Genomic DNA, 12,030 nt, shown 5'->3' on the forward strand with positions numbered 1-12,030 from the left:
GCCGTGCTCGGCGAGGTACGAGGCGATGGCCAGCTCGCGGCGGGCCCGGTCCAGGAGCTCGGGCGCCTGCGCGCTGCTGCGGCCGACCTTGACGACGAGGTCGCCGGCCGCGAACACCGCGTTCTCGCCGAGCGCGATCAGCTCCGCGCCGTCGGCCCCGGCGCCGCCCGGTCCGTCCACGACGCCCGCCTGTGCCAGCACGTCCCGTGCCCGTGCCTCGTCCATCACTAGCCTCCCGCGCTCCACTGGTACCGGCCCAGTCTCGCACCCGACCTCGTACGACGGCTCCCGCCCTCGTCCGCGTCCCCATGTCTTGACGCCGTGCGGCGCGCTCAGGACCATGACGGGGGCCGCCGGGGCGGCCGGAAGCCGTCCGCGCCATCCGAACCGCCCGAAGGAGCCGCCTTCGTGACCTCGGCGACAGCGACAGGGAAAGCGCGAACCACCGTGGCGGAACGGAGCGCGCGAGAACGCGGCGCCTGGTTCCTGGTGCTCCCCGCGCTGCTGCCGATCCTGGTCCTGAGCGTCGGCCCGCTGCTGTACGGGCTGGGGCTCGCCTTCACCGACTCCCAGTCAGGACGTACCGCGGCGACGCAGTGGGTCGGCACCCTCAACTTCCAGGACCTGCTGCACGACACCCTCTTCTGGGACTCATTCAGGATCGGCCTGCTGTGGGCGATCGGAGTGACGGTCCCGCAGTTCCTGCTGGCGCTCGGCCTCGCGCTCCTGCTCAACCAGGAACTGCGCTTCCGCTGGCTGGCCCGGGCCCTCGCCATCGTGCCCTGGGCGATGCCGGAGGTCGTCGTCGGCATCATGTGGCGCCTCGTCTACCACCCCGACGCGGGCATCCTGAACGAGACGCTCCGCGACCTCGGCCTCGGCGACGGCCGCGACTGGCTCACCGGCCTGGCCACCGCGCTGCCCGCCGTCATCGTCGTCGGCGTCTGGGCGGGCATGCCGCAGACCACCGTCGCGCTGCTCGCGGGACTGCAGCACACCCCGCGCGAACTGCACGAGGCGGCGGCCATGGACGGGGCGGGCGCCTGGCGCCGGTTCCGCACGGTGACCTGGCCCGCGATCCGCCCGGTCGCGCTCGCCGTCACCGCGCTCAACTTCATCTGGAACTTCAACTCCTTCGCCCTGGTCTACGTCCTGACCAGCGGCGGGCCGGGCGGCCGCACCCGGCTGCCGATGCTGTTCGCGTACGAAGAGGCCTTCCGCTACGGCCAGTTCGGCTACGCGGCGGCGATGGGCTGCGTCATGGTCGCCGTCATCTCGATCCTCCTCGCCCTCTATCTGGTGGGCCGCCTGAAGGGAGGCGACGAGCAGTGATGAGAACCAGCAAGCCGGCCCGCGCCGGCCAGTACCTCGCGCTCCTCGCCTATCTCGTCTTCCTCGTCTTCCCGTTCCTGTGGCTGATCTCCACCGCGTTCAAGCCGGCACGCGAACTCGCGAGCCTGCACCCCACCTGGCTGCCCAAGGACGCCACCCTCGCCAACTTCCGGCAGGCCTTCGACGAACAGCCCCTGCTGCGCGCCGCGGGCAACTCCCTGCTCGTGGCCGTCTGCGCCGCGGTGATCGCGATCGTCATCGCGACGCCGATGGCGTACGTCATGGCACGCCACCGCTCGTTCGTGTCACGGGCGGCGACCGGCTGGGTGGTGGTCAGCCAGGCGTTCCCCTTCGTCCTGATCATCATCCCGCTGTTCCTGATCCTGAAGAACCTCCGCCTGATCAACGCCCTGCCCGGCCTGATCATGGTCTACGTCGTGTGGGCGCTGCCGTTCGCGCTGTGGATGCTCGTCGGCTATGTCCGGGCGGTGCCACGGGAGTTGGAGGAGGCCGCGGCGGTCGACGGCGCGAGCCGGCTGCGCGTCCTGGTGTCCGTGACGGCGCCGCTGCTCGCGCCCGGCATCGTGGCGACGGCCCTGTTCGCGTTCATCTCCGCCTGGAACGAGTTCTTCTTCGCGCTGGTCCTGATGAAGACGCCCGAACGGCAGACGCTGCCCGTCGTCCTCACCCACTTCCTCGGTGCGGAGGGCGTCGCCGACCTCGGCCCGCTCGCCGCCGCGGCGTTCCTGGCGACGCTCCCGTCCCTGCTGATCTTCGCCGTGATCCAGAAGCGGATCACCGGCGGCATGCTGGCCGGGGCGGTGAAGTGATGCGCGGTGCACGGAAATTGGCGACGGCGCTTCTCGCGGTCTCGGTGCTGCTGCTCGCCGGGTGCACCTCCGGATCGTCCGGGCACGCGGGCGGCCGCATCACCCTGGAGTACCAGTCCCTGGCCTGGCAGGAGGAATCCGTCGCCGCCAACAAACAGCTGGTGAAGGAGTGGAACGCGGCCCACCCGGACGTCCGGGTCGAGTACGTGCAGGGCAGCTGGGACAGCGTCCACGACCAGCTCCTGACCTCCTTCGAGGGCGACGAGGCGCCCGACATCATCCACGACGCCTCCGACGACCTGGCCGACTTCGCGTACGGCGGCTACCTCGCCGACCTGCGCGACTACCTCCCCGCGCGCCTCAAGTCGGACATCCCGCAACGCAGTTGGGGCACGACGACCTTCGACGGCGGGATCTACGGGGTGCCGTTCCTCCAGGAGCCGCGCGTGCTGATCGCCAACGCGAAACTGCTCAAGGAGTCCGGCGTCCGCATCCCGACCCCCGACGACCCGTGGACCTGGGACGAGTTCCGCCGGATCACCCGGGAGCTCAGCGGCAAGGGGAGGTACGGGGTCGCCTGGCCGCTCAAGGAACCGGTCTCCGCGACGCTGAACCTGTCCCTGTCCACCGGCGGGCAGATGTTCCACCGCGGCGCCGACGGCAAGGTGACGATCCGCTTCGACGCCGCGGACGAGGTGATGCCGCGCACCGTCCACGACCAGGTGAACGGGGACGACAGCGCGTCCGGCACGACGCTCGGCATGGGCGGCTCGGACACGCTCCCCGGATTCTTCGCGGGCAAGTACGCGATGGTGCCGCTCGGCTTCTCCTACCGGCAGCAGATCGTGCAGCAGGCGCCCAAGGGGTTCGACTGGCGGGTGCTGCCCGCACCGGCCGGCGCCGACGGCCTCACGCAGGGCGTCAGTCCGCAGACCCTCTCGGTCTCCGCGAACAGCCCGCACAAGAAGGAGGCGGCCGAGTTCATCGACTTCCTCCTGCGGCCGCGCAACATGGTGCGACTCGCCCTGGGCGACTGGATGCTGCCCACCGGCACACAGGCGCTGAAGGACCCGGCGCTGCACACCACCAAGGACGACTGGGCGGCGGGCACCGCCCTCGCCGCCCGGCTGCGCCCGGCCCCCGCCCAGTCCGTGCGCGGCTACGCCGAGTGGAAGGACAAGGTGGCCACGCCCGCCTTCCAGGAGTACTACAGCGGTGCGATCGGCCTCGACGCACTGCGCAAGCGGCTGGTGAAGGACGGGAACCTGGTGCTCGCGCGCTACCAGCGCTGACGCCGCGGCGCCACGGAGAGGCCCTCCGGAAAAAATTTGCACGAGACGTATCGTCTCGCTTACGGTGAGGGCATGACGACCCCGAAACACCCGAAGCGCGCCCATATCGCCATGTTCTCCATCGCCGCCCACGGGCACGTGAATCCGAGTCTCGAAGTGATCCGGGAGCTCGTCGCCCGTGGGCACCGCGTCACGTACGCGATCCCGCACCTGTTCGAGGAGAAGGTCGCCGAGACCGGCGCCGAGCCGGTCCTGTACCGCACCACTCTCCCCGGGCCCGACGACGACCCGGCGGCGTGGGGAACCACGCTGCTCGACAACGTGGAGCCGTTCCTGGACGACGCGATCCAGGCCCTGCCCCAGCTCATCGAGGCGTACGAAGGAGGAGGCGGGGCGGGCGTGCCCGACCTCGTGCTGCACGACATCAGCTCGTACCCGGCCGGGGTGCTCGCCGAGCGCTGGGGCGTCCCGGCGATCACGCTCTCACCGAACCTCGTCGCGTGGCAGGGGTACGAGGAGGAGGTCGCGAAGCCGATGTGGGCCGAGCCGCGGCAGACGCCGCGCGGCAAGGCGTACTTCGAGAAGTTCGACGCCTGGCTCAAGGAGTACGGCGTCCCGAAGGACGTCGACGAGTTCTGGGGCCGCTACGACCACACCCTCGTCCTCATCCCGAAGGCCCTGCAGCCGAACGCCGACCGGGTCGACCTGGAGAAGAACGTCTTCGTCGGCGCCTGCCAGGGCGATCGCGGCGCGCAGGGCGGCTGGCAGCGGCCGGCCGACGCCGAGCGGGTGGCGCTCGTCTCGCTCGGCTCCTCGTTCACGAAGCAGCCGGCCTTCTACCGGGAGTGCGCGAAGGCCTTCGGCGACCTGCCGGGCTGGCACCTCGTGCTCCAGGTCGGCAAGCACGTGAGCGCCGACGACCTCGGGCCGCTCCCCGCTAACGTGGAAGTGCGCAACTGGGTACCGCAGTTGGCGATCCTGAAGCAGGCCGACGTCTTCATCACGCACGCCGGTGCCGGCGGCAGCCAGGAGGGGCTCGCCACCGCGACGCCGATGGTCGCCGTCCCACAGGCCGTCGACCAGTTCGGCAACGCCGACATGCTGCAGGGACTCGGGGTCGCCCGGCACGTCCCGACGGAGGAGGCGACCGCCGAGCACCTGCGCGAGGTCGTCCTCGCCCTCGTCGACGACCCGCAGGTGGCGCGCCGCCTCGCCGCGATCCAGCAGGACATGACCGCCGAGGGCGGCACGCCGCGGGCGGCCGACCTCATCGAGGCCGAACTGCCCGCCCGCTGAGCGGAGCCCGTCGGATCAGCGGAACCGGGGCGTGCCGAACCGGGCCCGCCGGTTCCCCGAGGAACCGGCGGGCCCTGCCGAACCGCCTTTTACCGCCCGGGTTCTTACGGAGAAACCCGCACCGGGCCGTCCTCGTCCGCTGCCCGGGGTGCCGGGAGCGGCAGCTGCGCCGCCTCGTCGTGCGTGAGGTCCGGCATCCGGTGCAGCCACTTCGGCAGGTACCAGTTGCGTTCCCCGAGCAGCGCCATCACGGCCGGGAGCAGCACGCCCCGGATGACCGTCGCGTCGATCAGGACGGCCGCCGCCAGACCCACGCCCATCTGCTTGAAGGACTGCATGGACAGCGTCCCGAAGATGCCGAAGACGGCGACCATGATGACGGCCGCGCTGGTGACCACGCCGGCCGTCGTGACGACGCCGTGCCGGATGGCGTCCGTGTTCGTACGCCCCTGAAGACGTGCCTCCTTGATCCGGGACACCACGAACACGTGGTAGTCCATCGACAGGCCGAAGAGGATCACGAACAGGAACAGCGGAAGCCACGAGATGATCGCGCCGACGCCCTGTGCGCCGACGAGCCCGGCGCCCCAGCCGTTCTGGAAGACGGCGACCAGGATTCCGTACGCGGCGCCCACGCTCAGCAGGTTGAGCGCGATCGAGGTGATCGCGACGGTCAGGGAGCGGAAGGACAGCAGCATCAGCAGGAAGGCGAAGGCGACGACGAACACGAAGACCGGGACGACGGAGCCGACGATCTGGTCGTTGAAGTCCTTCGACCCCGCGACCTGCCCGGTCACCGGCGCCTCGACGCCGTCGACCTTGCCGAGCGTGTCGGGCCGCACGTGGTCGCGCAGCAGCGCCAGGCTCTTCTCCGCCCTGTCCTGATCGGAACCGCCCACGAGCGGCACGGCGATGAGCGCGACGTTCTCCTTGGCGTGCACGGTGACCTCGACCGGGCCGCGCGAGGCGCCCGAACCGACCGCCTGCGCACGGAAGTCGGCGATCGCCGTCCGCACCCGGGGGGCGTCGATGTCGTCCGCGCGGACGACCACCGTGGCCGGATCGGAGCCGCCCGGGAACGCCTCGTTGACCCGGTCGTACGTCGCCACGATCGGCAGTGAGTTCCCGAACTCCTGGTCCAGGGTGAGGTTCTGGGTCTTCATGCCGAGCGCCGGCGCGGCGATCGCGAGGAGCGCGCAGACCGCGACGCCCACGGACACGGCGGGCCGCGCCAGCACGACCGTCAGGACCCGCTTCCAGAACCGGCTCTGCGAAGGTGTCTGCCCGCCACGCCGCTTGGACCGGTGCAGGAACGGGACGCGCCCCTTCTCCACGCGCTCGCCGAGCAGGGACAGGAGTGCCGGGAGCACGGTCACGGACCCCACCATCGCGACCGCCACCACCATCAGCGAGGCGAGCCCCATGGCCTGGAACTCGGCGAGCCCGGTGAACAGCATGCCCGCCATGGCCACGCACACCGTGACGCCGGAGACGATGATCGCCCGGCCGCTGGTGGCCGCGGCGATGCGCAGCGCGGTCCGCGGGTCGCGGCCCCTCATCCGCTCCTCGCGCTCGCGGCGCAGATAGAACAGGCAGTAGTCGACGCCGACCGCCAAACCCACCAGCAGCATCACCGAGTTGGCGGTCTCGCTCATCGGCTGGAGGTGGCTGACGACGCCCATCAGGCCCATCGTCGCCACGATCGCGGTGATCGCCAGGGCCACCGGGAGCAGCGCCGCGACGAGCGCGCCGAACGCGATCAGGAGGATGCCGAGCGCCACCGGGACCGCCGAGATCTCGGCCCGCTGGAAGTCGTCGCCGAACGCGTCGTCGAAGGTCTTGCCCATGTTGGCGGCGCCGATCTCCTCGATCCGCAGCGCGTCGTGGCCGTCCGCGACCTTCCGCACGGCATCGAGGACCGGCTCGACCCGGTCGGCGGCCGAGTCGGGGTCGCCCCGCATGGCGAACTGGACGAGCGCGGTGCGGCCGTCCTTCGAGACGGTCTGGGCCCCGGCGGTGTACGGCGAGCGCACGTCGGTCACCGCGCCGGTGCCCTCGACGGCCTTGACGACATCGGCGACCGCACGCCGGAACTCCGGGGCGGTGGCGGCCAGTTGCTTGTCCTTGCCCTGGACGAGCACGGTCTCGGCCGCCGGTTCGTCGATGTGGGCGTCGTCGACGATCCGTGCGGCCCGGCCGGTCTCGCCGTCGAGCTGGTCCCCGTCGCCGACGTCGACGCGTCCCGCCGCCGAGCCGATGCCCGTCGCCAGGACGACGAACAGCACCCAGATGCCCACCGCCGCCCAGCGGTGCCGGACGCTCCAGCCGCCGGCCCGGGCCGCGAAGCCCCGCACCGGTGGTTCCCGCCGTTCCCCGTTCCCCGCCATGAGGTCACCTCCGCATTCGAAGGTAGGGACGGGACGAGCGCCGTTCGTCGTGCTGCCCGGTGAGGTGCCGGCGCGGGGCGTCGGCACGGAGGATGACGCAAGGCCCTTACACATATAGGGGGTTGAGTGCGCTCTGTCGTATTTGTTATTACGAAACCTTGTTGAACAAGTCACAGGTGTATGAAGCTCTTGATCTGGTCGCGTCAATCGGCCAGGGTTTCGTCTCAACCCCCGGACATCTTCCGGAGATTGACGGGGACCGCACGAAATTTCGCGCCCCCACGCGCGGAGCAGAACGCAGTTGCACGCAGAAGTACGTACACGCGGATGCACGACGCACCACAACCCCCCACACCTCCAAGAGGAGTTCACTCTTCATGGCAACTCACCAGCGCGCGCGCAGGATGAAACTGACCGCGGCGATAGCCACGACGGCGACAGCGGTGGGCGTGACCGTCCTCACCGGCAGCTTCGCCGGGGCGGCGGCCCCCGCCCAGGGCAAGGTCTACGGCCTCGACGCCCGGGGCGCCGTCTCCGGCAGCTACATCGTGCTCCTCGACCAGAAGGCCGGCACCACCGCCAAGAAGGGCCTGGCCAAGGAGTACGGCGGCACTCTCAGGCGCACCTACGCCTCCGCCGTCAACGGCTTCTCCGTGAACGGCCTGTCACGGACCGAGGCCCGGCAGCTCGCCGCCGACAAGTCCGTCGCCAAGGTCGTCCAGAACAAGAAGTTCCACATCGACGCCACCCAGGACAACCCGCCGTCGTGGGGCCTGGACCGCATCGACCAGGCGCAGACCGCGGGCGACGCCGCGTACACCTACCCGGACACCGCCGGTGAGGGCGTCACGGCGTACGTCATCGACACCGGGGTGCGCACCACGCACAAGGACTTCGGCGGCCGGGCCTCCTCCGGCTTCGACGCCGTCGACAACGACGAGAACGCGGACGACGGCAACGGGCACGGCACACACGTCGCCGGCACCATCGCCGGTGCCGCGCACGGCGTCGCCAAGAGGGCCGAGATCGTCGCGGTCCGCGTCCTCGACAACGAGGGCTCCGGCACCACCGAGCAGGTCGTCGCGGGCATCGACTGGGTCACCGAGCACCACCAGGGCCCCTCCGTCGCCAACATGTCGCTCGGCGGCGGCGCGGACGAGGCGCTCGACGCCGCCGTGCAGAAGTCGATCGCGTCGGGCGTCACCTTCGCGGTGGCGGCCGGCAACGAGTCGGCGGACGCCTCGGGGAGCTCCCCGGCCCGCGTCCCCGAGGCCCTCACCGTCGCCTCCTCCACCAAGGACGACGCGCAGTCGGACTTCTCCAACTTCGGCTCCGTGGTGGACATCTACGCCCCCGGCTCGGACATCACCTCCGACTGGAACACCGACGACGACGCCACCGAGACCATCTCCGGCACGTCGATGGCGACCCCGCACGTCGTGGGCGCCGCCGCCGTCTACCTCGGCGGGCACCCGGACGCGGCCCCGGCCGACGTCGCCGAGGCGCTCACCGAAGGGGCCACCCCCGACGCGATCACGAACGCGTCCGAGGGCACCCCGAACAAGCTCCTGAAGATCGTCGAGTAGTCACCCGGCGACATCCCGGTCCGGCGGCCGTCGTGCCCACCCCCACGGGGCACGACGGCCGCCTTATCGTGTGCGCATGACGATCACCCGGTACGCGGCTCTGCTGCGCGGCATCAACGTCGGCGGCAACAAGAAGGTCCCGATGGCACAACTGAGGCCGCTCGTCGAGGACTTGGGCTACACCGACGTCCGCACGTACCTGCAGAGCGGCAACGTCGCGTTCGCCGCCGACGACGGCGACGAGGAGACGCACGCGCGGCGGATCGGGGCGGCCCTCGCCGACGCGTTCGGCTTCGCCGTCGACGTCCTCGTGCGCGACCACGCGTATCTGAAGGCCGTCATGGACGCCTGCCCCTTCCCGGCCGCCGAGCTGGAGGGCAAGCAGCTGCACGTCACGTACTTCTCGCAGGCCGTGCGGCCCGAGCGGTACGCGGCGATCGACCTGCCCGCGTACGCCCCCGAGGACTTCCGCGTCGGCGACCGCGCGCTCTACCTCTACGCCCCCGACGGCCTCGGCCGCTCGAAGCTCGCCGAACAGCTGGCCCGGCCCGGCGTGAACAAGGGCCTGATCGCGACGAGCCGGAACTGGAACACCGTGGTCAAGATGGTGGAGCTCACGAGCGGGACGTGAGGTCCGCGGGCTCCGCGAGCCGGTCCAGGCGCTCCATGTCCCCTGCTGTGAGCGCCAGTCGGGCCCCGCCCAGGTTCTCCTCCAGGTGCCGCCGCGACCCCGTGCCCGGCGTCGGGCACAGCACGGGGGAGTGGTGCAGCAGCCAGGCCAGCGCGACCTGCGAGGGCGTCGCGCCGTGGGCCGCCGCGATCCCGGCGCACACGGGGTGGCCGGTGAGGCTGCCGTTGCCCAGCGGGAACCACGGCAGGAACGCGATGCCCCGTGCCTCGCAGAGCTTCAGCAGGGGTTCGCCGGCGCGGTCCAGGACGTTGTAGCGGTTCTGCACGGAGGCGATCGGCACGATGTCCAGGTCGAGCGCCGCCTGCAGCTGCTCGGCCGTCACCGAGTCGAGGCCCACGTGCCGGATCTTGCCCGCGTCCCGCAACCGGCCCAGCGCGCCCAGCTGTTCGGCCATCGGCACCTCGGGGTCGAGCCGGTGCAACTGGTACAGGTCGATGCGCTCCACGCGCAGCCGGCGCAGGGACGCCTCGCACATGGCGCGCAGGTCCTCGGGGCGCCCCGCGATGTGCCAGGCCTCGGCCGAGTCGCGCACGACCCCGCCCTTCGTGGCGATCACCAGGTCGTCGCCGTACGGGTGCAGGGCGGCGGCGATCCGTTCCTCGGCGACGTCCGGGCCGTAGTTGTCGGCGGTGTCGACGAGGGTGACGCCGAGTTCCACGGCCCGGCGCAGCAGCGCGGCCGCGTCCGCGTCACTGCCGCGCGGGCCCCAGTACCCGGGGCCCGCCAGTTGCGCGGTGCCGTAGCCGAGACGGCGTACCGGCAGGTCGGAGCCGAGGGAGAGGGTCTGCTGCGGGGTGGGCTGCGCCCGCCGGTTCGTCATGGGGCGACGGTAACCGACGCCTTTCGGGCAGAGTTTGCCGGATCGCAACAGCGGCGTCGATGGCCCCTGCACCCTTCCGTGAAAGGGTCGGTGGCATGCGCTACATCATCATCGGGGCAGGAGCGGTCGGCGGGGCCATCGGCGGCCGGCTCGCGCAGGGCGGGCATGACGTCGTCCTCGTGGCGCGCGGCACGCAGTACGAGGCGCTGCGCGAGCGGGGCCTCGTACTGCAGACACCGGACGGGCCGCACACCCACCGGCTGCCCGTCGTGGACGGACCCGACGCGCTCGGCACGCTGGGCGCCGACGACGTGCTGGTCCTCGCGGTGAAGACCCAGGACAGCTCCGCCGCGCTCGCCGCATGGGGCGTGCGGCCCGTCGAGGGCGGCGGCACCGCCGCCGGACGGCTGCCGCTGGTGTGCGCACAGAACGGGGTGGAGAGCGAGCGCCTGGCGCTGCGCACCTTCCAGCGCGTCTACGCGATGTGCGTCTGGCTGCCCGCCTCCTTCGTCGAACCGGGCGTCGTCCGCGCCGACGGCACCCCGCTCACCGGCATCCTGCACCTGGGCCGCTACCCCGAGGGCGCCGACGACACGGCGCGCGCGATCGCCGCCGACCTGGAGGACTCCCTGCTGGAGGCTCCCGTCGCGGCCGACGTCATGCGCTGGAAGTACGCCAAGCTCCTGGCGAACCTGGCCAACGCGATCGAGGCGGTCTCCGGGGTCCTCACGGACGAGGACGGCATCGCCCTGTTCCGGCGGGCCCGCGCCGAGGGCGAGGCCGTGCTCGCGGCGGCCGGCATCGCGTACACGCCGCAGGAGGAGGAGCGGAAGATCCGGGCCGACAAGATCCGCTTCGAGCCGTTCGACGGGGCACCACGCGGCGGCGGTTCCTCCTGGCAGTCCCTGAACCGGGGCACCGGCACCATCGAGGCCGACTACCTGAACGGCGAGATCGCGCTCCTCGGGCGGCTGCACGGGGTGCCCACGCCCGTCAACGACGTCCTCCAGGAGTACGCGAACGAGGCGGCCCGGCAAGGACGTGCGGCCGGCGAGACGCCCGTGGCGGCGCTGACGGCCGCGGTGGACGCACGCCAGTAGGACGGCTGTCGCGTTTGTTCAAGAGGGCGCGGGGGACTCCCGCATAGCGTCGGTGACATGAACGCACCCCTCGATGAACGCATGGACACCGTGTACCCGTACCTCGTCGAAGCCGCCGCCGAGGCCGCCCGCGTCGCCGCGGGCGTCGACCCCGACCGCCTCGACGCCCCCTCCCGCTGCGGCGACTGGGACCTGCGCACCCTCGTCAATCACTGGGTGCTGTACAGCGCGCACGGTCTGGAGCACCGCGCCCGGCGCCTGCAACTGCCCGAGGACCTGACCGGGCGCGACTTCGCGGCGGACGAGGACTGGGCCGGGCAGTACGCCGCACAGCTCGACCGGGCCGTCGCCGCCTGGTCCGCGGCCGGGACCTGGGACGGCGACATCGACCTCGGGTTCGCGCGGCAGCCCGCCCCCGAGGTCGCCACCCTCGTCTGGGCCGAACTCGTCCTGCACGGCTGGGACGTGGCCCGCGCCGTCGGCCAGGAGTTCCGCCTCTCGGACGGGGCGGCGGCGCTGCTGCTGCACGTCGTCGACAAGAACGCCGCGCTCTACCGCCAGTACGAAGGCTTCGCCGACGCCGTCCCCGTGGCCGACGACGCGTCCGTGTACGAGCGGGCGCTGGCGGCGAGCGGGCGCGATCCCCGCCGGGCCGTGCTCAGCTGAGGGACTCGCCGCGCCAGGTGTCCCGCCCGG

10 protein-coding genes and 1 pseudogene are annotated in these 12,030 nt (G+C 71.7%); 8 read left to right on the forward strand and 3 right to left on the reverse strand.

The features are described from left to right. A pseudogene (locus G3I40_RS01415) lies at nucleotides 1-225 on the reverse strand (aminoglycoside phosphotransferase family protein); the annotation flags it as partial. A 222-nt stretch (nucleotides 226-447) separates the two neighbouring features. Between G3I40_RS01415 and G3I40_RS01420 the strand changes: the two are divergent. The 4 genes from G3I40_RS01420 (at nucleotide 448) to mgt (ending at nucleotide 4,750) form a co-directional block, all read left to right on the forward strand. Further along, on the forward strand, nucleotides 448-1,332 hold the full coding sequence (locus G3I40_RS01420; RefSeq protein ID WP_164300301.1) for a sugar ABC transporter permease: 885 nt from the start codon (nucleotides 448-450) through the stop codon (nucleotides 1,330-1,332). Beyond that, nucleotides 1,332-2,162: a carbohydrate ABC transporter permease gene (locus G3I40_RS01425; protein ID WP_164300302.1), complete on the forward strand. Its 831-nt coding sequence runs from the start codon at nucleotides 1,332-1,334 to the stop codon at nucleotides 2,160-2,162. Before G3I40_RS01420 ends, G3I40_RS01425 begins: the two co-directional genes overlap by 1 nt. Then, complete coding sequence (locus G3I40_RS01430; RefSeq protein ID WP_164300303.1) at nucleotides 2,162-3,454, forward strand: sugar ABC transporter substrate-binding protein; 1,293 nt, start codon at nucleotides 2,162-2,164, stop codon at nucleotides 3,452-3,454. Before G3I40_RS01425 ends, G3I40_RS01430 begins: the two co-directional genes overlap by 1 nt. A 72-nt stretch (nucleotides 3,455-3,526) precedes the next feature. Further along, on the forward strand, nucleotides 3,527-4,750 hold the full coding sequence (gene mgt / locus G3I40_RS01435; protein ID WP_164300304.1) for a macrolide-inactivating glycosyltransferase: 1,224 nt from the start codon (nucleotides 3,527-3,529) through the stop codon (nucleotides 4,748-4,750). 104 nt (nucleotides 4,751-4,854) lie between these two features. Here the strand turns inward: mgt and G3I40_RS01440 are convergent, their stop codons facing one another. Further along, nucleotides 4,855-7,137: an MMPL family transporter gene (locus G3I40_RS01440; protein ID WP_164300305.1), complete on the reverse strand. Its 2,283-nt coding sequence runs from the start codon at nucleotides 7,135-7,137 to the stop codon at nucleotides 4,855-4,857. Nucleotides 7,138-7,514: 377 nt separating this feature from the next. Here G3I40_RS01440 and G3I40_RS01445 point away from each other — a divergent pair, with 377 nt between their 5' ends. Both G3I40_RS01445 and G3I40_RS01450 read left to right on the forward strand, forming a co-directional pair. Further along, complete coding sequence (locus tag G3I40_RS01445; RefSeq protein ID WP_164300306.1) at nucleotides 7,515-8,723, forward strand: S8 family peptidase; 1,209 nt, start codon at nucleotides 7,515-7,517, stop codon at nucleotides 8,721-8,723. A 76-nt stretch (nucleotides 8,724-8,799) separates the two neighbouring features. Beyond that, nucleotides 8,800-9,354, forward strand: coding sequence for a DUF1697 domain-containing protein (locus tag G3I40_RS01450; protein WP_164300307.1), 555 nt, complete (start codon nucleotides 8,800-8,802; stop codon nucleotides 9,352-9,354). Here G3I40_RS01450 and G3I40_RS01455 read toward each other — a convergent pair. Beyond that, a complete protein-coding gene (locus G3I40_RS01455) occupies nucleotides 9,338-10,234 on the reverse strand; it encodes an aldo/keto reductase (RefSeq protein ID WP_164300308.1) in 897 nt (298 codons plus the stop codon). The genes G3I40_RS01450 and G3I40_RS01455 overlap by 17 nt on opposite strands. Before the next feature lie 95 nt (nucleotides 10,235-10,329). On the opposite strand from G3I40_RS01455, the gene G3I40_RS01460 reads away from it, so the two are divergent. Together G3I40_RS01460 and G3I40_RS01465 are read left to right on the forward strand one after the other, a co-directional pair. Then, nucleotides 10,330-11,334 (forward strand): ketopantoate reductase family protein, encoded by a 1,005-nt coding sequence (locus tag G3I40_RS01460; RefSeq protein WP_164300309.1) that lies wholly within the window; start codon nucleotides 10,330-10,332, stop codon nucleotides 11,332-11,334. Nucleotides 11,335-11,391: 57 nt separating this feature from the next. Then, nucleotides 11,392-12,000 (forward strand): TIGR03086 family metal-binding protein, encoded by a 609-nt coding sequence (locus G3I40_RS01465; protein WP_239091456.1) that lies wholly within the window; start codon nucleotides 11,392-11,394, stop codon nucleotides 11,998-12,000. Nucleotides 12,001-12,030 lie beyond the last annotated feature (30 nt).

Source organism: Streptomyces sp. SID14478 (assembly GCF_010548525.1).
Classification (GTDB): Bacteria; Actinomycetota; Actinomycetes; order Streptomycetales; family Streptomycetaceae; genus Streptomyces.

Coding starts and splice junctions, on each gene's coding strand:
- G3I40_RS01440 (WP_164300305.1), bottom strand. CDS start 7,137: ATGGCGGGGAACGGGGAACGGCGGGAACCACCGGTGCGGGGCTTCGCG.
- G3I40_RS01425 (WP_164300302.1), top strand. CDS start 1,332: ATGAGAACCAGCAAGCCGGCCCGCGCCGGCCAGTACCTCGCGCTCCTC.
- G3I40_RS01455 (WP_164300308.1), bottom strand. CDS start 10,234: ATGACGAACCGGCGGGCGCAGCCCACCCCGCAGCAGACCCTCTCCCTC.
- G3I40_RS01430 (WP_164300303.1), top strand. CDS start 2,162: ATGCGCGGTGCACGGAAATTGGCGACGGCGCTTCTCGCGGTCTCGGTG.
- mgt (WP_164300304.1), top strand. CDS start 3,527: ATGACGACCCCGAAACACCCGAAGCGCGCCCATATCGCCATGTTCTCC.
- G3I40_RS01445 (WP_164300306.1), top strand. CDS start 7,515: ATGGCAACTCACCAGCGCGCGCGCAGGATGAAACTGACCGCGGCGATA.
- G3I40_RS01450 (WP_164300307.1), top strand. CDS start 8,800: ATGACGATCACCCGGTACGCGGCTCTGCTGCGCGGCATCAACGTCGGC.
- G3I40_RS01460 (WP_164300309.1), top strand. CDS start 10,330: ATGCGCTACATCATCATCGGGGCAGGAGCGGTCGGCGGGGCCATCGGC.
- G3I40_RS01465 (WP_239091456.1), top strand. CDS start 11,392: ATGAACGCACCCCTCGATGAACGCATGGACACCGTGTACCCGTACCTC.